The organism is Brucella intermedia LMG 3301 (assembly GCF_000182645.1).
Taxonomy (GTDB): Bacteria; Pseudomonadota; Alphaproteobacteria; order Rhizobiales; family Rhizobiaceae; genus Brucella; species Brucella intermedia.
This window is the reverse complement of record NZ_ACQA01000001.1, coordinates 1,008,590-1,031,154: the sequence shown is the minus strand read 5'-3', so window position 1 is coordinate 1,031,154 and position 22,565 is coordinate 1,008,590. Positions and strand designations below refer to the sequence as shown.

The window sequence follows — 22,565 nt, the reverse complement described above, 5'->3', positions numbered from 1 at the left end:
GTCAGCTTTCCAAATTCAGCGATTGCGCCAATTCGTCGTCCATGGAATCGCTGGACTCATTCGGTCCGCGCGGCTTGAGGCCGAACTGGACCAGCAAAGGAGCCGCGATGAAGATCGACGAGTAGCTTGCCACTATAATACCCACGCTCAATGCCAGCGCGAAACTGCGAATATCCGCGCCGCCAAAGGCATAAAGCGGGATATGTGCGAGGAATGTCACGAAGGACGTCAGCAAGGTACGCGACAGCGTCTGGTTGATCGAGGCGTCGATGATGGCAGGCAGCGGCGCGCTTTTATAGACGCGCAGGTTCTCGCGCACGCGGTCGTAGATCACCACCGTATCGTTCAGCGAATAGCCGATGATGGTCAGGATTGCCGCGACGCTCCACAGATTGAATTCCATGCGGAACACGATGAACATGCCCGCCAGAATGATGACGTCGTGCAGGGTAGACAGCACCGCACCAAGCGCAAGCTGCCAGCGGAACCGGACCCACACGTAAATGAAGATGCCGATCAGCGACAGAATGACCGCCAGAATGCCGGCGCGGGATAGCTGTTCCGAAACGGTCGGTCCAACGACTTCGACGCGCTGGAATGAATAATCCTGCTCGAACTCACCGCGCAGCTTCACGGCGACGGTTTGTTCTGCATCGTCGCCGACTTCCTGACTGCCGATGATGACGAGCGCGGAGCGCGGAGATTTTGCCGGCAGGACACGGGCGCTGTCGATGTTGAGCTCGGTAAGCCGCTCGGTGATATCCTCCAGATTGGCGTCGCCGCTGCGCGCCTGCAGTTCGACCATCGAGCCGCCACGGAAATCGATGCCATAGTTGAAGCCGATATTGACGAACAAGGCGACAACAATCGCGCAGGCAAGGACCGAAATGCCAAGCGTGACGAATTGGAGACGCATGAAGGGAATGTGCGTTACCGTCGGGACCAGTTTCAGGCGCCGCTTCGGCACTTCCTTCGGCTTGGCCGTGCGCACCCATTGCGCGATCAGCAGGCGCGTGAAGGTGAGCGTGGTGAAGAGCGTCGTGCCGATACCGACCGCGACCGTCAGCGCGAAACCATGCACTGTTCCCGAGCCGAGCAGGAACAGGACGAGCGCCGCAATCAGCGTGGTAAGGTTCGCATCGATGATGGTTGAAAAGAGCGCGATAAAAGCCCGATTCCATTGCCTGGACGACGGAATAGCCCTTGCGGCGATCTTCGCGCACACGTTCATAGATCAGGATGTGAGCGTCAACGGCCAGACCTATGGTCAGCACCAGACCGGCGATACTTGCAAGGCTGATCGATGCGCCGATCAGCGAAAGTATGGCTGTAAGGATGATGATGTTGACGGCGAGCGCGATCATCGCGATCACACCAAGGATGCCATAGGACAAGACCATGAACAGACCGACGAGCAGCGCGGCCAGCAAAGCGGCCAATGCTGCGGCGCTGGCGTAATCTTCGCCCAGAGCGGATGCAATCGTGCGTTCTTCCAGAACCGTCACGTTTTGCGGCAGAGCGCCCGAACGCAGCACGACCGCCATATTGTTGGCCGCCTGAAGATCGAAAGCGCCGGAAATCTGCAGCTCATTCGTGTCGAGCTTTTCATCCACGGCAGGCGCGGATACGATCTGGTTATCGACAACGATGGCAAAGCTTCCGCCAACCAGTTGCGAGGTTGCTTCGGCGAGATTCTTTCGGCCCGCATCGTCCAGCGTCAGCGTAATGACGGGTTCCGTATCGTCGTCCGCCAGCGTCGCCTTGGCGTCGGTCACATTGGCGCCGGTCAGGATCGGCTGTTTCTTGACGAGGTAACCGACAGGCGGATCGTCATAGGAGTAGATGACCTCACTGTCGGCCGGCGGCGTTCCACGAATGGCGTCATCCGGCCCCATCGTGCTGTCGACGGCGCGGAAAGAGAAATTGCCACGAACGCTGAGAATGTCCTTCAGAAGCTGCGCGTCGTAGACGCCAGGAACTTCAACCCGAATCTGATTGCGGTTTTCCGTTTCGACGAAGGGCTTGCCATATCCCAGTTCCTCGAGGCGCTGGCGCATGATGTTCGCCGTGAGCTCGAGTTCCCCTCGTCCCGGATTCTGCACTTGCAGGACCAGGCGCGAGCCGCCGGAGAGATCCAGCCCGAGGGCGATCTGCTGCTTTGGCAGGAAGCCTGGCAGTTTGGCCAGCGTTTCACGCGAGAAAAAGTTGGGGGAAGCGATGATGAAGCTCACGAGAACCGCGAGCCAGATCAGGGCAGATTTCCAGCGTGAAAAATAGAGCATAGAGCAGCAATTCCGTATCAGCTTGGATAGAGCAGGCCGGAGTTCACCTGTTGCGAACCGCTCTCCGGCGTCGTGGCGCGCACGTTCTGGCGCTTGCCGAATAATGCACAGGCCCCGGTTATGGAAATCTTACCGGGGCCTGCTTGTCGTAAAAGAATTACTTGTTCTTGTTGTCGGCGACAGGTTCGCCCTTCACGCGAACATCCATCAGGGTGCTGCGCATGACGCGGATGCGAACGCCTTCAGCAATTTCGACTTCGAGTTCGTTGTCATCAACGACCTTCTGAACCTTGCCGACAATGCCGCCGCCGGTGACAACGGTATCGCCGCGACGAACCTGAGACAGCATTTCCTGACGCTTCTTCATCTGGGTCCGCTGCGGGCGGATGATGAGGAAGTACATGATCACGAAGATCAGGATGAACGGCAGAATGCTCATGAGCATGTCTGGCCCAGCAGCGCCGCCGGATGCCTGAGCGAAAGCCGGTGTTACGAACATTAGGAACTCCTCTGAAGTCTCGAAGACAAATTATTATCGGCATTACAATGGTTAGCGCGCCAAATGCAACCGGCGATGACCCAGCCTGTGCCAAGGTCGCACACTTTTCGCCTCCGCTGTGGCATGTTAAGTCCATATTCCTATCATCAGGGACAAGAAATGACGACCGAAGACATACTCAGCCAGAAACTGGACCGTTTGATCGCCACTCTGGAACGCATTGCGCCGCCGGAAGCCAAAACACCCGATCTCGATGCCGCAGACTGCTTCGTCTGGGCACCGGAACGACTGACCCTTGATCCGGTCAAGCGTGTCAACCGAGTGGATATCGCGCTGATCCGTGGCGTAGATTTGGTGCGTGACCAGCTGGTGGACAATACCCGACGCTTTGCAAAAGGTTTCCCGGCCAACAATGTGCTGCTCTGGGGCGCGCGCGGCATGGGCAAATCCTCGCTCGTCAAGGCTGCGCAGGCAAGCGTCAACGCGGAAATGCCGGAGCGGGTACCGCTCAAGCTGATCGAAATCCACCGCGAGGACATTGATAGCCTTCCTACCTTGATGAATCTCATCAAGGACACGGACTATCGCTTCATCCTGTTCTGCGACGACCTCTCCTTCGATCACGACGACACGTCGTACAAATCGCTCAAGGCGGCGCTCGAAGGCGGCGTGGAAGGTCGTCCAGCCAATGTGATCTTCTATGCCACCTCGAACCGGCGCCACCTGATGCCGCGCGACATGATCGACAATGAGCGCTCGACGGCAATCAACCCTTCGGAAGCCATTGAGGAAAAGGTTTCGCTATCTGACCGCTTCGGTCTCTGGCTCGGTTTCCATAAATGCAGCCAGGACGATTATCTCGCCATGGTCGATGGCTATGCGGCCTATTTCAAGCTGGCTTACGATTCCGAAAAGATGCACGCCGAAGCGCTGGAATGGTCCACCACACGCGGAAACCGCTCGGGCCGTGTTGCATGGCAATATATACAGGATCTGGCGGGTCGCCTCGGCATAGCGATGTGAAACCACGATACCACCATGACTAGAAAGGCGGGCCTTGGGGCCCGCCTTCTTTTTTATCTCGGTGGTTTTTAAAGCGGGAGGTTCTCAAGTTGAACTGTCACCGCGCTCCGGGAACCGTCTTCTCGATCAGGATTCCAGATATTTGTTCGGATTGACCGGAGCGGAGTTCTTGCGCACCTCGAAGTGCAGCTTCGGAGATTTCGCGTTGCCGCTCATGCCCGACTTTGCAACTTCTTCGCCGCGACGGACTTTCTGTCCGCGCTGAACCAGTATCTGGCTGTTGTGACCGTAAACGGTAACAAGGCCGTTGTCGTGGCGGATCAGAACCGTCTGACCGAACTCCTTGAGGCCGTCACCGGCATAGATGACGACGCCATTTTCGGCAGCCTTCACCGAAGTTCCTTCCGGAACCATTATGTCGATGCCGTCGCTCACCGATGTGCCGTCACGCTGGCCAAAGCTCGCCAGAATACGGCCACGGACCGGCCAGCGCATCTGGGAAATGCCGGTTGAGGAAGGCGCTGCCGCCTGATCCTTTTCGGCATCCTCGATCACCTTGTTGCTCGCCTGCGGCGGCGTATAAGGCTTGACATCGGCATTGGCGGCTGGCGCAACAGCAGCCTTAGCCGGGTTTTCCGGCGGCTGCGAAACAGCTGCGACCTGTGTCGCGTTGCCTGCTGCGGCAGACGGAATTACGAGGGCCTGACCGACGCGGATGGCGCCGTTCGACAGCCCGTTGGCCTTCTTCAACTGCTCGACAGGCACATTGTGCTTCTGCGCGATGGAGAAGAGTGAATCGCCGCTCTTGACAGTATAGGTGCCGTTCGGTGCTGGCGGCGTGGTAGCATTTGCCCCCGCCGAGGCCATGTCGGTTGCCGAAGGCTTCTTGCCGTTGACGGCAGGCGCCTGCGGCACGACCGCGATATTGTTATCCGTCGGCCGTGGTGCAGCCGGGGCAGCTGGAAGCTGGCCCAGAACCTTTTCCTGCGCGCCGTTCACGGTATTGCGCGTAGCAGTGGCTGCGCTGGCAACCTTGGTTTCGGCTGCGTTGACCGTGTTGTTTACACGGTTTGCGGCCATGTCCTGCGCCTGCCCGACTTGGTTCTGGATGTGATTGGATGCCGCTGCAACCGGAGCCTGAACGGACTGGCGCGCTGCCGCGACAGGCGCGGCCATCGGCGCCGACGTCACCGGCGGCAGCGAATTGCGCTGGACCGAACCGCTGGAAGCGGGAGCTACAGGAGCCGCGGATGCATAAAGATCGCCAGCCGGCTGCTGTGCGACACGCTGACTGGACGTAGAGCCCGTACTGATACCATCAGTGAAGCGCATCGTATCGGCACTGCACCCGGCACCAAAACCGGCAATCAGAACGATCGCGACATTCCGCAGGAGACGTTCAGACGTGTGCTGCAAAATTTGTAAACGCATGTTCAACTCGCCCATACTCGAAACTCAGTAAGGTGATTAAATCGCGTTAATGTTACTCTCTGGTTAAGAACGACAAATCTTCGAAAAAAGATTCACCAATTAAATACCATAAGCGCACAAAGCGGCCGGAGGCCCTCCCCGGCGAGGTCGGAAAGAGCCAAAGAGCCTTCTTTTTGACGAATCAATACGCGTCGGTCACAGAACCGACGATACCCCTTCGATGAAAGGCTGGTAGCGAACCGCCATCAGGTCCTCCTGCTCGAATCGGCTGCCCACCTTGGCAATGCGTGTCATGACCTGCGGGCCATCGCCCGGACCAATGGGGGCAATCAACACCCCATGCGTCGCCAGCAGATCAACGAAGTGACGCGGCACCTCGTCGAAAGCGAGCCAGATCAGGATACGATCAAACGGACCGCCCGGCATTCCATGACGGCCATCGGCATGCTTGACCATGATGTTTTCACGCTTCAGCGACACGAATTGCTGCAAGGCGTGGTCGCAAAGCTTGCGGTAGCGCTCGACGGTCGTGACACGACCGGAAAGCGAAGACATGACAGCCGCTGTGAAACCGGAGCCGGTTCCGATTTCCAGAACCCGATGACCGGGCTCCAATTTCAGCGCAGCGATGGCGCGGGCCTGCTCATCGATGCCCTCCATGTACTCGCCGCAGTCGAGCGGCGCAGTGCGGGGGCTGTAGGCGAGATGAGACCATGCGGAGGCCAGAAAACTCTGGCGGGGCGTGGCCTCAATGGCTGCGAAGAGACGCGGATCGTCAATACCGTATCCGCGCATCCGCATGACGAAGGATGCAAATCCTTCCCTGTCCGAAAGCCGTGGGCGCTCAGACGCTGCCTGCCTCATGCTTCAACCCCAAGTGCTGCACTCAATTCTGCCCGAACCTTATGCGCGGTCAGATCAAGGTGCAACGGGGTGACCGAAATGCAATCGGAACGAATGGCCGCTATGTCGCTGTCGTCGGCCACCGGCGCCTTGCCGCGGCCGAAGTGCAGCCAGAAATAAGGGAAGCCGCGTCCGTCGCGGCGCTCATCGAGGCGCGCATCGTGGCTGAGCTTGCCCTGCGCCGTGACGCGCACGCCCTGCACTTCCTCCGGCCCGCAATTGGGGAAATTCAGGTTCAGAAGAACCCCTTCCGGCCAGCCGGCCTCCATCAGCTTTTTGATAAGGTCCGGCGCGTGAGCTTCTGCCGTTTCCCACGGAACGATACGGCGATCGCCTTCATATTCATATTCCTGCGACAGCGCGATGGCGCGTACACCCAGCAAGGTTCCTTCCATCGCCCCGGCAACCGTGCCCGAATAGGTTACGTCGTCGGCCATGTTCGCACCGGAATTGACGCCGGAGAGGACGAGATCGGGCGCGCCCGGCAGCACGTGGCGCACGCCCATGATGACGCAATCGGTCGGCGTGCCGCGCAATGCGAAATGGCGATCATCGATCTGCCGGAGACGGAGCGGCTCCGACAGGGTCAGCGAATGCGCGAGGCCGCTCTGATCGGTTTCGGGAGCGACGACCCAAACATCGTCGGAGAGCTTGCGTGCGATCCGCTCCAGAACTGCGAGGCCTTCAGCGTGGATACCATCATCGTTCGTCAGCAGAATTCGCACGTCGTCACTCCTTCATTTATCAATGATTCTGATTCACGCAGCTTTCTCGATCCGCGTGAGGCCGCCCATGTATGGCTGCAATGCTTCAGGAATATGAATGCTGCCGTCTTCTTCCTGATAATTTTCCATCACGGCGATAAGCGCACGACCGACGGCGACACCCGAACCGTTCAGCGTATGCACGAAACGGGTCGACTTTTCGCCTTCCGGGCGATAGCGGGCATTCATGCGCCGGCCCTGGAAATCGCCGCAGACCGAGCAGCTGGAGATTTCGCGATAGGTATTCTGGCCAGGCAGCCACACTTCGATGTCATAGGTCTTCTGCGCGCCGAAGCCCATGTCGCCGGTGCAGAGCACGACTGTACGGAACGGCAGACCGAGGCGCTTCAGCACTTCCTCGGCACAGGCAGTCATGCGCTCGTGTTCTTCGATCGAGCTGTCGGCATCGGTGATCGACACCATTTCCACTTTCAGGAACTGATGCTGGCGCAGCATGCCGCGCGTGTCGCGGCCCGCGGAGCCCGCTTCCGAGCGGAAGCATGGCGTCAGCGCCGTATAACGCTGGGGAAGCGACTTCGCGTCGACGATTTCGTCGGCGACCAGATTGGTCAGCGGAACTTCGGCGGTCGGAATGAGCCAGCGGCCATCCGTGGTGCGGAAAAGGTCTTCCGAGAATTTTGGCAGTTGGCCGGTTCCATAGACAGCTTCGTCGCGCACCATCAGCGGCGGCATCGTTTCGGTGTAGCCGTGCTCTGTCGTGTGGAGATCAAGCATGAACTGACCGAGCGCCCGTTCAAGACGCGCAAGCGGCCCTTTCAGCACCGTGAAGCGCGAACCTGCGAGCTTCGCAGCGCGCTCGAAATCCATGTAGCCGAGCGCCTCGCCCAACTCGAAATGTTCTTTCGGCTGGAAGGCGAAATTGCGCTGGTTGCCGATGCGGCGGATTTCGACATTGTCGCTTTCATCCTTGCCGAGCGGCACGTCTTCGAGCGGAATATTGGGGATGGACGACAGCGCGTCGTTCAACTCCCTGGTCAGGCGACGTTCTTCGTCTTCGGCCTGAGCAAGAAAATCCTTCAACTCGGCAACTTCCGCCTTCAGCTTGTCAGCCGTTGCTGCATCCTTCGCGGCCATGGCCTTGCCGATTTCCTTCGAGGCGGCGTTGCGGCGCTCCTGCGCGGCCTGAACCTTGCCGACATATTCGCGACGTTTCTCGTCCAGCGCCATCAGTTCGGACGACAGCGACTGAGCCCCCACGCTTGGCGAGCGCTTTGTCGAGGGTTTCAGGGTTTTCGCGTATCCATTTGATGTCGAGCATGGGAAAAGCCGTTTCGTGAAATTGAACAGGAGCGAGGCCGCACAAACTGCGACCTCACAGAATCAACGTGACAAATCAGGATGATGAAGCGTTGTTCTCGGCGTCGGAAGCTTCCTGCGCCTCATCCCGCTTCTTCTCGATCATGCGAGCCACGATGATTGAAATCTCGTAGAGAAGGATCGTCGGCAAGGCAAGGCCGATCTGGCTCGCCGGATCAGGCGGCGTCAGCACAGCCGCGACGATGAAAGCAATGACGATTGCGTATTTGCGCTTGTCTTTGAGGCCCGCCGAAGTCACCAGCCCGACGCGTGCCATCAGGCTGGTCACGACCGGCAGCTGGAAGACCAGGCCAAACGCAAAGATGAGCGTCATGATGAGGCTCAGATATTCCGATACTTTCGGCAGGAGTGAAATCTGCACTTCGCCGCTGCCGCCGGTCTGCTGCATGGCGAGGAAGAACCACATCACCATCGGCGTGAAGAAGAAATAGACGAGTGCGCCGCCCATTAAAAACAGGATCGGCGAAGCAATCAGGAATGGCAGGAACGCCATGCGTTCATGCTTGTAGAGGCCCGGCGCAACAAACTTGTAAATCTGCGCGGCAATGATCGGAAACGCCAGCACGATGCCGCCGAACATTGCGACCTTCACCTGTGTGAAGAAGAATTCCTGTGGCGCAGTATAGATCAGTTCTGCCTTCGAGCGGTCCATGCCCGCCCAGTCGAGCGCCCACTGATAGGGCACGACAAGCAGGTTGAAGAGCTGTTTGGCGAAAGCGAAACAGAAAACAAATGCCACGAAAAATGCCAGAATTGCCCAGATCAGGCGGCGGCGCAGTTCGATCAGGTGCTCAAGCAGAGGCGCTGCGCTCTGTTCGATTTCGTCCTCGTCGCGTTTCACGCTTTGGTTCCTGTCTTCTTCGTGGTCTTCCTGGCAGGTGCGGCAGCAGCCTTTGCAGTTTCCGGTTTCGCCGCTGCGGACTTTTTGGCAGCAGGCTTTGCGGCGGAAACCGCCTTCGGGGCCGCTTTCGCTTTGGCTGTTTCGGTCGCCTTGTTCTCTGCCTTCGGTGCAGCCTTGCGGGTGGTTTTCTTCGGCGCTACGGCTTTTTCAGCGGCTGGCTCCGCAGCAGGCGGAACCGGTGCGCCACCGGCATCAACCGGGGTGGTCACTTCGGCGACTTTTTCAGGCGTAGCCGGAGACATGGAAGTCGTGGACTGAAGGCCTGCGCGCAAATCATCACCGGCGCTGCGAATCGGATCGAACACCTGCGTGATCTTCGAGCGCGGGTCCAGCTTGCGGGTCTCGTCGATGATGTTCTTGACGTCCTCAAGCTCGGCCTCTTTCAAGGCTTCGTCGAACTGCTGCTTGAACTCGTTGGCGGTAGCGCGCATGCGCGCGGTTGCCTTGCCAAATGCCCTCAGCATCTTCGGCAAATCCTTGGGACCGACCACCACGATCATCACGATCGCAATAATCAGAAGTTCAGACCAACCGATGTCGAACATATTCTTGATACCCCGCGCAATTCGCGCGCGCGTCCCGTCTTTCGGCGGAAAACCGCACTTTTAAATGGCAAAATATGCTGCGCGCGCTTTCCCGCACGCAGCATGCTTTATCCGTCAGATCAGGACTTGGTGGTTTTCTTGACGTCGTTGACGGTTTCATCAGCCTTGGCGTCGATCGTACGACCTGAATCCCTGGCTTCATCCTTGGCGTCTTCGTCGGACATGCCCTGCTTGAAGTTCTTGATGCCCTTGGCAACATCGCCCATCAGCTCGGGAATCTTGCCGCGGCCGAACAGAAGAAGCACAACCGCCAGGACGATCAGCCAGTGCCAGATGGAAAAGCTACCCATTTTATTCCTCTCATTGCCGCGAGCGCGGCATGTTCCTGCAATGCCAGTTACGATTTAAGCGCTTTCAACAAATCTTTCAAACAGAAGTGTGACGGTGAACGGCTTTGCGACAAATAAAATTGGCTGCAAAGGCCAGACTGGGACTATTCACCGCGTGGGGCGAGCAAGCCAAGGCTTTCCAGATCGATATCTTCAAGCGGCTCTTCGTCTTCCGTCAGTTCGTCCGGGTCGATGTTCGGCACGGGAACGGCGAAACTCGACGGCATGCGCGCAGAGAGAAGCCCTGCCCCGCGCAATTCTTCCAATCCGGGCAGATCGCGGATCTCCGGAAGGCCAAAATGGTCGAGAAAAGCATCCGTCGTCCCATAGGTGACCGGGCGGCCGGGCGTGCGGCGGCGCCCGCGCAACTTGATCCAGCCGGTCTCCATCAGAACGTCAAGCGTACCCTTCGAGGTTTCGACACCGCGAATGTCTTCCAGCTCGGCGCGCGTGACGGGCTGATGATAGGCAATGATGGCCAGCACTTCCATTGCAGCGCGCGAAAGCTTGCGCTGCTGCACGGCTTCGCGGCTCATGAGAAAGGCAAGGTCGGGGGCGGTGCGAAACGCCCATGCGCCGCCGACCTGAACCAGATGCACGCCGCGCGTTTCATATATCTTCTGCAGATGCTTCAAAACCGGGGCAATGTCCACATTGGCGGGCAGACGCTCCGATAGTGCGCGTTCGGAAACGGGTTCCGAAGACGCAAAGACAATCGCCTCGACAATGCGCGCAAGCTCGGCCAGCCCCTGCGTCGAGACTGAAACCTCCGTTTCGATCTGATCGTCGTCGCTATCGATTTCAGCCAGATTTCGACGTTCCGCCTCAGACATCCTCATCCTCATCCAATTCGCTCAGGTCGCCCGTCGCCCTTATATAGATCGGCTCGAAAGGAGCGTTCTGCCTTACTTCCAGCTTGCCTTCGCGAACAAGTTCGAGACTGGCGGCGAAGGAACTGGCAAGTGCCGAAGCCCTTTCGCGCGGTGAAAGGGCATAATCGATCAGGAAGCGATCCAGCGATATCCAGTCCCCCACCGATCCCATCAGGCGCACAAGCGCCACGCGCGCTTCTTTCAGCGACCAGACAGCCCGCTTGGCGATCTGCACCTGTGAAACCGCCTGCCGCTGCCGTTGGGAAGCATAGGCGGTAAGAAGATCATATAAGGTCGCGGAAAACTGGCTGGTCCTGTCGACCATGACCATTTCCGGCATGCCGCGCGCAAAGACGTCCCGCCCCAACCGGTTGCGGTTGACGAGCTTGGCCGCCGCGTCGCGCATGGCTTCAAGTCGCTTCAAACGATAATGCAGCGAAGCGGCAAGTTCTTCACCGGTCGCCCCGTCATCCCCCTGCTGCTTCGGGATCAGCAGCTTCGACTTGAGATAGGCAAGCCAGGCAGCCATGACGAGATAATCGGCAGCAAGTTCAAGGCGCAACGCGCGCGCCTGCTCCACGAACACCAGATACTGCTCGGCAAGCGCCAGAACGGAAATACGGGCAAGATCGACACGTTGGCTCCGTGCGAGATGGAGCAGCAGATCGAGCGGCCCTTCAAATCCCTGCACATCGATGAGCAGCGACGGTTCGCTTTCGCTGCGTTCGGTGTCGCCCTGCCACAGCGCTTCCATCGGCACGAGCGTGCCGTCTTTGCCGTCTGTGTCTGCTCCCGATGCTGCCAAGCCCGTTTCCCTGCCGATAAGGTCACCGGCAGATCAATCCGCCGATGATGTCAGTTTACCAAGTTTTGACGATTACGCTATCAGTTCGAACATGGCGCTGAATTCCGCACGCAGTTCTTCCTCGTCGGAAAGATCGGGGTCGCCCGCGTAGACTTCAGCCAGGTCGGCGCGGCGCTTTGCCTTGCCTTCAAGAACCGGCACCCGCGCTGCAACTTCCTTCAGTTCTTCCATCACGCCTGCGCAATAGAGAACCACATCGCAGTCCGCGCCGATGATGCCGTCCGCAATGTCGCCGAGGCTGCCCGAGAGCGCCTTCATGGAAATGTCGTCGCTCATGACAAGTCCATCGAACTGGATCACATCGCGAATGATGGTGTTGATGACGGTTGGCGACAATGTCGATGGGCGTTGCGGATCGATGCAATCGAAAACGACGTGAGCCGTCATTGCCATCGGCAGATCGTTGAGCGCCTTGAACGGCACGAAATCATGCGCGACCAGCTCGTTGAGAGGAACGGTGACGCGGGCAAGTTCCTTGTGCGTGTCGGCAAATGCACGGCCATGTCCGGGCATATGCTTGACCACCGGCAGCATGCCGCCAGCCAGCAAGCCTTCCGCAGCGGCCCGGCCCATTTCGGCTACCGCATGCGGATTCTTGGAATAGGCGCGTGCGCCGATGACGTCATGCGCGCCTTCCACAGGCACGTCCAGCACCGGCAGGCAATCCACATTGACGCCGACCCTGAGCAAGTCGAATGCATGCAGGCGGGCATGAAGCCATGCAGCACGCAGGCCTGCCTCGCGGTCGCGCGCGTAAATCGCGCCCACTTCCGAGGCTGAGGGGTAGTTCGGCACAAGCGGCGGGCGGAGGCGCTGCACGCGGCCACCTTCCTGATCGATGAAAACAGGGGTCTGGTCGCGTCCCGTCAGGTCACGCATATGCGCCGTCAGCTCGGAAACCTGTTCCAGACTTTCGACGTTGCGCGCAAAAAGAATGAAGCCCCAGGGCCTTTCATCACGGAAGAACGCGATCTCGTCTTCCGTCAGTTTCGTTCCCGACACACCGGCAATCCATGCCTTGCAGTCTTTCATGCGCTCTTCCCCAAAATTGTCTGGAAATGCTGTACTCGAACAACCCTGCCCCGGTTTAACTGAAAAAATCGGGGCTTGGTAGTGGACCATAAAAAAGGGCGACCTAAGCCGCCCTTTCGATACTCAGTGCCTGATCGATCACTGCGTGACGAAGCAGCTGCCGCCAGCGGATTTGAGGCGTGCGCACAGCGCGGATGCGTCTTCCTTCGAGCCGCCCTGCACGCGGACACGATAGTAAGTGCCCTTGCCCGGAATGTCGGCCCGCTTGATGTCCACGCTGCGACCGCCGATCACGCTGCCAAACTTCTGGGCCATGTTCGCATAGGACTTCTGGGCCAGTTCAGCCGATGGCTGCGAAGCGATCTGGATGAAATAACCGCCTGCACCTGCCGCGGATGCAACCTGCGGCGCAGCCGGTGCAGGAGCCGGGTTGGCAGCAGCCGGGGCCTGCGTGCGCTGCGGCACGTTGCCGACGATATTGACCGGCTGTTCAGCAGGACGCGACGGCACCACCGGAGCACGGACGGGCAGACGCGGAGCTTCGGCCGCAGGCTGTGGCTGCGGAGCCGGTGCTTGTGTCTCTGTCTGTGTCTGGGCGGCGGGTGCCGCAGGCGCATTGCCTGCTGCAAGCGCGGCGATTTCGTCGCCACCAGCAGGCGCAGCGGGCTGCGCGCTGTTTGCCGGAGGCATTTGCGAAGCGGTTTCTTCCGGTGCCGAAGAAGGCTGAACGATGGAGCCATCCGGCCGCACGATCATGGTTTCCACTTCGCGCGGCTGAACCAGCGGCGCATTGCGGTTGCTGTCCTGATTCACGGCCGGAGCATTATTCGCCACCGGCTGCTCGTCAGGGGTGTTGTCCACCATGTTCTCGCTGTCATCCGTACCCGAAATATCGACGGGCTCTTCGCCGGACGTGATCAGCGACTTTTGTTCCGGATTGTTCGGCAGCGTACCGGCAACGCGGTCATAAACCGCCTTGTCCTGGTTCGGAACCGTTGCACCGCCCGGATTTTCCGGCTGCATCTTGATCGGCTGATTGTCGGCGCGAATCACGACCGGTTCACCGGAACCGCTGCCGCCGATGAAATGGTAGCCGATCCCGCCAAGCAGCACGGCCACACCGGCCACGCTTGCCAGGATAAGGCCGCGACGACCGCGAACCGGGCGATTGCGATAGGCTTCGGCAGCGCTGCCAAGGTCATCTTCCGCCTGCATCGCGGCGCGTTCGCCATAGTCGCCAGCTTCGAGCGGCTGTGCGCCCTGAGCGGCCCAATGATTGTAGAAATCGTCCTCATTGCCCAACTGGCCGGAGGACTGCGCCGGAGCCTGCGTCGTCGCCTGCGAGCGGCCATATGCCCCCGCAGCCGCGGCAGCGCCAACGCCCAACGCGGCAGCACCCACGGCGGCACCGAGGCTTGCGCCGGAGTCCGGCAGATAGCTGGAGGCGCTTTCGCGGAATATATCCTCGAAAGCCCTGTCAGCTTCGCTCTGTGCATCGGATTTCGCCGCTTCATCGACGCCAACCGTATTGAAGACCTCTGCAAATTCCGCTTCGAGATCCGTCAGTCCGGCATTGTTTTCTTCTTCGCCGTAATTGATTTCCGGCAGATCGAGGGAATGTGTCTGCTCGACCTTTTCTTCGGCCACGCTCAGCGTTTCAACTTCCGGCGCAGGTGCGCTGACCGCAGCCCCGTGAGCCGTCCCGAACGGCGAGAACGGAGCCGGAGAAGCCCGGTAATCATCATCCGAACGCACAGCATGCGCATAAGCCGTTGCTTCTGCTTCGGGTTCCGCGCTCAGATCAAGATCATCTTCCGTGAAGAAATCCTCTTCGGTGAAAGCGTTCTCGTCCGGCAGCCGGGAAACGTCGCCCGATGGCTCGAAGCCGAAATCATCTTCCGAGAGGCTGATTTCATCCAGTTCAGACAGATCGTCGTCGGTTCCCTCGGCAGCAATTGGAGCCGCGCCTTCCTCGGCATCGAAAGAAAAATCGTCGTCGAAGGAGAAATCGTCTTCGTTGTCGACAGATGATGCCGATTCCACTGCGGGCGCGTAATCGGCCTGCGGCGCCCTTGCTACCGCATCCTGCCCTGCAACTCCCGAAGCGAAATTGCTCCGGGTATAATACGGGTATGCGGAAGGAGTTGCCTGCGGCGTGTAGCCGTATCCCTGCTCCGACGGCGCGACGGCTTCCGCTGCGCTGTCATGGGCCGGCTCATCGAGCTGCAAATCATCGAAATGAAAGTCGTCCAGCTCGGGCGCATCCTGATATCCAGAATTCTGCACCGGTGCGACATCGTGATGGGCATCCGGCGATTCGGCAGGCGCCCCATGCGAGAAATAAGTCTCGTCATGTGATGCAAGCTCAGGGGATGCGGGCTGCGGCTCGTCGCCAAACAGGAGATTTTCCAGTTCGTCTTCAAGCGAAACCGGCGCGGAAACTGCAGCATAGGACGGCTGTTCGGGCTCGACAGCCTGAACATTCCAGTCATGGTGACGTGCCGACTGATAAGCCTCTTCATGCGGCTCGATAGCTGGCTGATAGATCGTCGGATCGTAATCGGTCTGATCGATATGAAGGGGCTCGATAGTTTCCCTGCGACCATACACGGAAGACGACGCGGTGAAGTCATCCGCGTTCGAATCGCGAGCAGCCGAATAGTCGTTATAGTCGAATTGCGGCACGGGCTCGGTGCGATCGGCTTCCTCAAACTCAAGCGTCTCGAAGGAAGGCGTTTCCACTTCAGGAGCCAGCTCATCCTCATCCATCTGAAGATCGAGCTCGTCTTCCAGAGCGGAAGCAAGTTCTTCCTCATGTATCAGAGGTGCGCCAGACTGATGAGAATCATCGTGCGCCGGTGCGGCTGCGAACTGCGACTGGTCCACAGGCTGGGAATAATCGCTGAAATCGCCGAGCAGCTCGCGTTCCAGATCCAGAGAGGGATCAAAGCCGGGATCGGTTCTGTCCTCGAAATGAGTATTCCCAAACTGAGTGGGGCGGCGCTCATTCCAAGCGACGTTGTCATCAGCAGGCGTGCCGAAGTCCATGATCCGCGACAGTTCCATCAGCGGGTCGTCTTCGTGCAACGGACGCTCGCCGTAATTACGGGGATTTGCACTGCTGTCCGTCATAGCGTGTTCCTAACTCAAACCCTGGACGCCGCAAGACGTCTCCATACATTGCTTTTTTAGCGAGGCAATGTGGGCAAAAGTTGACGGAAGTTTCCTGCGCCAGAAGGAAGACCAATGACTTGCGTTCATTATGGCCTTCCACCCGTTCGACTTGCCAACTTTTGCCTTCAATCAGTCTTTCGACCTGAAAAGCTTCATGACAGTCGCCTGGTCTCCGGAATCATCTCGAGCCGCATATTCCCGGCCCGCAGACTGCGGAGACCATTCTTCGAGTATAATCCGTCTCAAAAGGTCTTCACCTTCCAAACTATACTCTAGCGCATTTCCGTTGGAGCATCCGCACCGATTATCGTCAATCCGGAGGTCAGCACATCGGAAACAACCTGTACCAGCCCTAGCCTGGCTAGCGACAAGTCTGGATCGTTAACCTTAATAAAACGTAAGTCCGGGTTCTCCGTGCCTCTATTCCATTGCGAATGGAACGCGCTGGCGAGGTCATAGAGGTAGAAAGCAAGCCGGTGCGGCTCCTGATGAATGGCCGCAGCCTCGATCAGGCGCGGATATTCCGCGAGCTTGCGAACGAGCGCGATTTCGCTTTCATCGGTAAGCTTGCCGAAATTCGCAGCCATGCCGACCCGGTCGAGATCGGCCAGCCCGAGTTGATCGGCTGCCTGACGGAAAACCGAATGGCAACGTGCGGAAGCATACTGCACGTAGAAGACCGGATTGTCCTTCGACTGTTCCGTCACCTTGGCAAAATCGAAGTCCAGCGGCGCATCGTTCTTCCGGTAAAGCATCATGAAACGGACCGGATCGCGGCCGACTTCGTCCACCACGTCGCGCAGCGTGATGAACTCGCCTGCCCGCTTCGACATGCGCACAGGCTCGCCGTCGCGGAAAAGCTTCACCAGCTGGCAGAGCAGCACCGTCAGCTTCGCCTTGCCGTCGGAAACAGCCCTTGCAACCGCTTCCAGACGCTTGACGTAGCCGCCATGATCGGCGCCCAGCACATAGATCATCTCGTTGAAGCCGCGGTCGTATTTGTCCTTGAAATAGGCAACGTCGCCGGCAAAGTAAGTGAAGGCACCGTCAGATTTCATCAGCGGACGGTCAATGTCGTCACCCACTTCGGTCGAACGGAACAAGGTCTGCTCGCGATCTTCCCAGTCCTCGGGAAGCTGGCCCTTCGGCGGCGGCAGCTTGCCCTTGTAGACATGGCCCTTGAGCGTCAGGTCGTTGATTGCATTGCGAATCGCCCGGGCATGATCGACATGCAGCTTGCGTTCGGAGAAGAACACGTCATGGTGCACATTGAGCGCATCGAGATCGGCGCGGATCATCGCCATCATGGCATCGATCGTACGATCCTTCACCAGAGCAAGCGCTTCGGCTTCCGGCATTTCGAGAAGCCTGGTGCCGAATTCCTTTGCAAGTTCCTGACCGACCGGAACGAGATAGTCGCCGGGATAAAGGCCTGACGGAATTTCGCCGATATCTTCGCCGAGCGCCTCGCGGTAACGCACCATGACGGAGCGCGCCAGCACATCGATCTGCGCACCCGCATCGTTGATGTAGTATTCCTTGACCACATCATAGCCTGCAAATTTCAGCAGGTTGGCCAGAACGTCGCCCACGACCGCGCCACGGCAATGGCCCACATGCATGGGGCCGGTCGGGTTCGCCGAAACATATTCGACATTGACCTTCGTGCCGGAGCCGAGCTTGGAACGGCCGAAATCCGTGCCTTCGTTGAGCATCGCCGCGAGTTCGCGCTGCCAGTAGCTGGCCTTGAGACGCAGATTGATGAACCCCGGACCGGCAACATCGACGGTTTCCACATCTTCGTCCGAGGCAAGAGCTTCCGCGATGCGGCTGGCAAGTTCACGCGGGTTCTGGCCGACAGCCTTGGAAAGCACCATTGCAGCATTGGTGGCGATATCGCCATGGGAAGCATCTCGCGGCGGCTCGACACCAATGCGCGAGAGGTCCAGTTCGCTACCGTCTTTCGGTTTCAGATCAATATCTTGCAACGTCTTTTTGATACGTGCGTCGAAATCTGCAAAGATATTCATGGTCTGTCCTGTCAGGCTTACGCCGGGCTTTGTTTGTCGCATTGTCCGATGCAAAACCGCTTCGCACTTTTGGCTCGAAAATGCCTTGATTTTCTGCGGAATCCAGCCGGTTTGCCGACAATGCCGCTTCGTTTAGCCCCGATTAAGCTAAATCGGGTGTGCGGTCAAACAATCGTCGGTGTTCTCGCACGGCATAATTGTCAGTCATCCCGGCAAGATAGTCGGCAACCCGCCGCGCCCGTGCCGCTTCATCCAGCCTCTCGCAGTCCGATTGCCACTCGGGCGGCATGTTTGACGGATTGGTGAAACAGACATCAAAAAGGTCCTGCAATATCTTGTCGGCGGCGTGCCTGCGCACCACGACACTGTCGTGGAAATAAAGATTCTTGAAGAGAAACCGCTTCAGCACTTTTTCATCGGTTCGCATGGCGTCGGAAAATGCCACCAGCGCGCGCGATTGGTCATGCACGTCATCCACGCTCTTCGGTTTTGCCGCAGCCAGACGGCGCTGCGCTTCCTCGATCACGTCTTCCACCATGATCGTGATCTGCCGGCGCACCAGTTCATGTCCGGTTCGCACGGGGTCGAGATCGGGATAACGCGTCCGCACCAGATCGAGCAGGCGTTTCGTCAACGGCACTTCGTCCAGTGCATCGAGGCTCAAAAGCCCTGCCCGCAAGCCGTCATCTATATCATGGGCGTTATAGGCGATATCGTCGGCAATGGCTGCGCACTGCGCTTCCAGACTGGCAAATCGCGTCAGTTCCAGATCATAGCGTTCGTTGAAATCGAGAATCGGCAGCGGAACCGGGATATCCGGATGCGTCGCATGAGCGCCCAGCAAGGGGCCGTTGTGCTTGACCAGCCCTTCCAGCGTCTCCCATGAGAGATTAAGGCCATCGAAATCGGCGTAGCGATGCTCAAGCTTGGTCACGATTCGGAGCGACTGCGCATTGTGATCAAAGCCGCCGAAGGCTTTCATGCGCTCGTTGAGCGCCTCCTCGCCCGTATGGCCGAATGGCGTGTGGCCGAAATCGTGGACAAGCGCCACCGCTTCGGCCAGATCTTCATCGAGCCGCAACGCGCGGGCCAGAGCGCGGGCAATCTGGGCAACTTCTATCGTGTGCGTGAGGCGCGTGCGGTAATGATCGCCCTCATGGGCGATGAAAACCTGCGTCTTGTGCTTCAGGCGGCGAAAGGCGGTGGAATGGATGATCCGGTCGCGATCCCGCTGGAATGGCGTGCGGGTCGGGCTTTCCGGCTCCGGCACCAGACGGCCACGGCTGCGCGCAGGATCACAGGCATAGGGCGCGCGTTTGCGATAACCAAAGCCTATTCCTTCCAGCGACATTGCGATGCATCCCTCACTGTAATATGATTACACAAACCGGTGCGGACCCGGTACAGACATTGACTTCCGCTATTCGCGTTCATAGCTATCAGCTAATCATGAAGGCAAGTATGCGGCTATCGGAATTCTGGAGAAATCGTCCGGTTCGATATTCGCATTTGCAAACGGAACAAGGCAGATGACAGGCATTACCGTTTCAGATTCCGCGGCAAAGCGGATCGCCAAGATTCTCGGTTCGGAACCGGGAAAGACTGCCCTTCGCGTTTCTGTCGAAGGCGGCGGGTGTTCGGGTTTCTCCTATAAGTACGATCTGGTCGACGAGCAGGCCGACGACGACATCGTTATCGAAAAGCTCGGCGCGAAAGTGCTGATCGATTCCATTTCGGTTCCCTATATGGACGGTTCGGAAATCGATTTCGTCGACGACCTGATGGGGCAGTCGTTCCAGATCCGCAATCCGAACGCCACTTCGGCCTGCGGCTGCGGAACCAGCTTCGCCATCTAAATGGCACCCACGAAAAAATTAAAACCGGCTGCCATGTGGGCGGCCGGTTTTTTCATGGCTGCGGAAAAACAACCGGCCTCAAACCTTGACCGAAGCGACCGTCGCCTCGATGTGGTCCACCAGTGCATCCGGCAGGCCGAGACGACCGGCCAGCATATCCAGATATCCGCGTTCGGCCCGGTTATCCGGGTCTATTGCAAGTCGGGAAGCCGTATAAAGCTCGACCTTCTGTTCCTCAGTCTGCGCGGCTGAAACCAGAACATCGAGATCAACCGGATCGGCAAGTTCCTTCTCAAGGAAGGCTTCCGCCTCATCGTCCAGACCGGAAATCCTCACCTTCTCCATGATGCGAGCGCGCTCGGCGTCGTCGATATGGCCGTCGGCTTTGGCGGCGGCAATCATCGCCTGCACAAGCGTCAGCGCAAAACTGTTGCTCATTGCCGGAGATTGCGGGTGAAACGGAGAATCGGGCGGAGGCGGCGGAAGAAGTTCAGGCTCCTTCGCAACGGGCTGTTCTGCCGTCTGCGGCGCCTGACCGGATTTGTAATTCTTGTAGGCAAGATATCCCAAACCGGCGATGGCGGCGATGCCGCCCACGGTCGCCACGTTGCCCGCGAGCTTGCGCCCGGTCTTCGTGCCAAGAATGGCGGCGGCAATGGCGCCTGTCGCAAGCGGGTTCTTCTTTGCCAGATCGGTCACCTGCCCGGCCTTGTCGCGGACGCTTCCCGACGTACCGGGTATTTGTGATCCCAGAAACTGTTCGAGAAGTTTCTTGGCGTCGAACATTCGAATATCTCCTGTTTGGCTCCTGTCCAGAGCAGATAGGAATGCGAAACCGCCAATCAAAGGGGCGCGCGCCGAAATATGAGCGGATAGTGAAATTGCAGCCGATGAAAAGCTGTGACGCGCGATTGCACGCTGCTTGCCCTCACCTCCCCAAGCGCATAATCATAGCGGTATGAAAATCGCGACCTGGAACATCAACGGCGTCAAAGCCCGCATCGACAATCTCCTGCACTGGCTGAAGGAGTCCTCGCCCGACATTGTCTGTCTGCAGGAAATCAAATCGGTCGATGACCAGTTTCCGCGACTGGAGATCGAAGCGCTCGGCTATCATGTGGAAACACACGGCCAGAAAGGCTTCAACGGCGTAGCCCTTCTGTCGAAAAAATCGCCGGATGAGATCAATCGCGGCCTTCCCGGCGACGATAGCGATGAACAGGCGCGCTTCATCGAGGGCGTCTACTCGACCGACAAGGGTGTTGTCCGTGTCGTTTCGCTTTACCTGCCGAATGGCAATCCGGTGGACACCGAGAAGTTTCCCTACAAGCTTTCGTGGATGCAGCGGCTGGAGCTTTGGGCCAGAGACCGCCTCGCTCTTGAAGAACCGCTCGTGCTTGCCGGTGACTATAACGTCATTCCTGAACCGGAAGACGCCAGAAATCCGGGCCAGTGGGTTGGCGATGCGCTCTTCCAGCCCCAATCGCGCCAGGCATTCCGCAGGCTGGAGAATATGGGGTTCACCGATGCAATCCGTGCGTCAACGGATGAAGCCGGGATTTACTCGTTCTGGGATTATCAGGCCGGTGCATGGCAGAAGAACAACGGCATCCGCATCGACCATCTGATGCTGTCGCCGGAAGCGGCCAACCGCTTCATATCGAGTGACGTGGAAAAGCACGTCCGTGCCTGGGAAAAGCCATCCGACCATGTGCCGGTTACGATAAGGCTTGCGGTCTGAGAAGGCCCAAATCAAAGACGATCAGAAATCGCCCTTGTAATCGCCGGAGAGAGCGATCGCGTTGCGGCGGTCCGCTTCACCGGCAATCGAGAAAGCCTGTTCCTGCATATCGCGTATCCACGGGCAATCCTCGGCGGGGCAGCGTTCGAAAGCCGCCGTCATCATGGCAAGGCCGCGAACGGTCTTGCCGGCCTGAAACAGCATGTTTCCAAGCATGGCCTGCGCACCGGCATTGCCTTTCTTGGCTGCAAGCTGGAACCAGCGGGCTGCCTGGACGGAATTGCGTTCTCCGCCGTCTCCATCGAGCAGCATCTTGCCAAGCTCGAACTGGGCTGCGGAATCACCGAAATTCGATGCAGCCTGCACATAAAGATCGCGCGCCATGCTCGGATTGGCATTAACCGGCGACCCCGGGATGCCGCGCTTTACATAGCCTGCGAGCGCCACGAGGGCATCCGCCACATAGGAGTCGTTTTCCGAACCCGGCTCCGAACCTTCGCGAACGATCTTTTCAAAAATCTTGTAGGCTTCGTAATCGTTTTCAGGCACGCCGTCGCCATCGGCATACATGCGGGCCAGTTTCCACTTGGCGCCCTGATGACCGCGATCCGCAGCATAGCGCAGCGCCTTGATCGCTTCGTCCTTATGACCGTTCTTGTAGGCGGAGAAGCCGAACTTGAACAGTTCAAACGGGCTTCTCGACTTTTCTGAATCGTCATTGAGATCGAAAGCAAAGGCGCTGTTGCAGGCAATGGCGAAGCCGAGAGCCATGGCAAGGGCGCTATATGAAAAACTGCGGATACGCATCACAACGCTGGTCTTTCACACTCAGTGGAGGAAACATTCATGGAGGACAGAATGCACGCTGTTTTCGTCAAGACTGAGACCCGATCTTGGCCGAAAAAAGCCTTGCCATGACG

At 58.5% G+C, this 22,565-nt stretch carries 18 protein-coding genes and 2 pseudogenes; 3 read left to right on the top strand and 17 right to left on the bottom strand.

The window, feature by feature from the left end:
* Position 1 precedes the first annotated feature (1 nt).
* Together secDF and yajC are read right to left on the bottom strand one after the other, a co-directional pair.
* Positions 2–2,282, bottom strand: a pseudogene (gene secDF, locus OINT_RS04925) (protein translocase subunit SecDF).
* A gap of 157 nt (positions 2,283–2,439) precedes the next feature.
* Positions 2,440–2,781, bottom strand: a complete 342-nt coding sequence (gene yajC, locus OINT_RS04920; protein WP_006466672.1) for a preprotein translocase subunit YajC — start codon at positions 2,779–2,781, stop codon at positions 2,440–2,442.
* A gap of 159 nt (positions 2,782–2,940) precedes the next feature.
* Between yajC and OINT_RS04915 the strand changes: the two genes are divergently transcribed.
* Positions 2,941–3,804 carry an ATP-binding protein gene (locus OINT_RS04915; RefSeq protein WP_021585059.1) on the top strand — a complete coding sequence of 288 codons (864 nt, stop codon included), beginning with the start codon at positions 2,941–2,943 and terminating at the stop codon, positions 3,802–3,804.
* A 126-nt stretch (positions 3,805–3,930) separates the two neighbouring features.
* On the opposite strand, the gene dipM is transcribed toward OINT_RS04915, so the two are convergent.
* From dipM to OINT_RS04850, 13 genes and pseudogenes are all read right to left on the bottom strand, one after another.
* Entirely contained in the window at positions 3,931–5,250 is a 1,320-nt protein-coding gene (dipM, locus tag OINT_RS04910; RefSeq protein ID WP_006466670.1) for a cell division endopeptidase DipM, read from the bottom strand.
* 180 nt (positions 5,251–5,430) lie between these two features.
* Positions 5,431–6,099, bottom strand: a complete 669-nt coding sequence (locus OINT_RS04905) for a protein-L-isoaspartate(D-aspartate) O-methyltransferase (RefSeq protein ID WP_006466669.1) — start codon at positions 6,097–6,099, stop codon at positions 5,431–5,433.
* Complete coding sequence (gene surE, locus OINT_RS04900; protein ID WP_006466668.1) at positions 6,096–6,863, bottom strand: 5'/3'-nucleotidase SurE; 768 nt, start codon at positions 6,861–6,863, stop codon at positions 6,096–6,098. Before surE ends, OINT_RS04905 begins: the two co-directional genes overlap by 4 nt.
* Before the next feature lie 33 nt (positions 6,864–6,896).
* Positions 6,897–8,181, bottom strand: a pseudogene (gene serS, locus OINT_RS04895) (serine--tRNA ligase).
* Between the two features lie 75 nt (positions 8,182–8,256).
* Entirely contained in the window at positions 8,257–9,081 is an 825-nt protein-coding gene (tatC, locus tag OINT_RS04890; RefSeq protein WP_006466666.1) for a twin-arginine translocase subunit TatC, read from the bottom strand.
* On the bottom strand, positions 9,078–9,686 hold the full coding sequence (tatB, locus tag OINT_RS04885) for a Sec-independent protein translocase protein TatB (RefSeq protein WP_006466665.1): 609 nt from the start codon (positions 9,684–9,686) through the stop codon (positions 9,078–9,080). The genes tatC and tatB overlap by 4 nt, the downstream gene beginning before the upstream one ends.
* A gap of 119 nt (positions 9,687–9,805) precedes the next feature.
* Positions 9,806–10,036 (bottom strand): twin-arginine translocase TatA/TatE family subunit, encoded by a 231-nt coding sequence (locus tag OINT_RS04880; protein WP_006466664.1) that lies wholly within the window; start codon positions 10,034–10,036, stop codon positions 9,806–9,808.
* Positions 10,037–10,179: 143 nt separating this feature from the next.
* The gene (scpB, locus tag OINT_RS04875) at positions 10,180–10,908 is read right to left on the bottom strand and encodes an SMC-Scp complex subunit ScpB (protein WP_039852542.1); all 729 of its coding nucleotides are present in this window, start codon (positions 10,906–10,908) and stop codon (positions 10,180–10,182) included.
* Positions 10,901–11,752: a segregation and condensation protein A gene (locus OINT_RS04870; protein ID WP_006466660.1), complete on the bottom strand. Its 852-nt coding sequence runs from the start codon at positions 11,750–11,752 to the stop codon at positions 10,901–10,903. Before OINT_RS04870 ends, scpB begins: the two co-directional genes overlap by 8 nt.
* A gap of 72 nt (positions 11,753–11,824) precedes the next feature.
* Positions 11,825–12,844: a beta-N-acetylhexosaminidase gene (nagZ, locus tag OINT_RS04865; protein ID WP_039852540.1), complete on the bottom strand. Its 1,020-nt coding sequence runs from the start codon at positions 12,842–12,844 to the stop codon at positions 11,825–11,827.
* 138 nt (positions 12,845–12,982) lie between these two features.
* Positions 12,983–15,976, bottom strand: a complete 2,994-nt coding sequence (locus OINT_RS04860; protein WP_006466658.1) for an SPOR domain-containing protein — start codon at positions 15,974–15,976, stop codon at positions 12,983–12,985.
* A 314-nt stretch (positions 15,977–16,290) separates the two neighbouring features.
* Positions 16,291–18,048: an arginine--tRNA ligase gene (argS, locus tag OINT_RS04855; protein WP_039852539.1), complete on the bottom strand. Its 1,758-nt coding sequence runs from the start codon at positions 18,046–18,048 to the stop codon at positions 16,291–16,293.
* Between the two features lie 142 nt (positions 18,049–18,190).
* Complete coding sequence (locus OINT_RS04850; RefSeq protein ID WP_006466656.1) at positions 18,191–19,399, bottom strand: deoxyguanosinetriphosphate triphosphohydrolase; 1,209 nt, start codon at positions 19,397–19,399, stop codon at positions 18,191–18,193.
* Positions 19,400–19,577: 178 nt separating this feature from the next.
* Here OINT_RS04850 and erpA point away from each other — a divergent pair, with 178 nt between their 5' ends.
* Complete coding sequence (erpA, locus tag OINT_RS04845; RefSeq protein ID WP_006466655.1) at positions 19,578–19,904, top strand: iron-sulfur cluster insertion protein ErpA; 327 nt, start codon at positions 19,578–19,580, stop codon at positions 19,902–19,904.
* 78 nt (positions 19,905–19,982) lie between these two features.
* Here the strand turns inward: erpA and OINT_RS04840 are convergent, their stop codons facing one another.
* Positions 19,983–20,690, bottom strand: a complete 708-nt coding sequence (locus tag OINT_RS04840; RefSeq protein WP_022570165.1) for a tellurite resistance TerB family protein — start codon at positions 20,688–20,690, stop codon at positions 19,983–19,985.
* A 172-nt stretch (positions 20,691–20,862) separates the two neighbouring features.
* Here OINT_RS04840 and xth point away from each other — a divergent pair, with 172 nt between their 5' ends.
* Positions 20,863–21,645 carry an exodeoxyribonuclease III gene (xth, locus tag OINT_RS04835; RefSeq protein WP_025091413.1) on the top strand — a complete coding sequence of 261 codons (783 nt, stop codon included), beginning with the start codon at positions 20,863–20,865 and terminating at the stop codon, positions 21,643–21,645.
* Positions 21,646–21,666: 21 nt separating this feature from the next.
* On the opposite strand, the gene OINT_RS04830 is transcribed toward xth, so the two are convergent.
* Positions 21,667–22,452: a tetratricopeptide repeat protein gene (locus OINT_RS04830; protein ID WP_039852538.1), complete on the bottom strand. Its 786-nt coding sequence runs from the start codon at positions 22,450–22,452 to the stop codon at positions 21,667–21,669.
* Between the last annotated feature and the right edge of the window lie 113 nt (positions 22,453–22,565).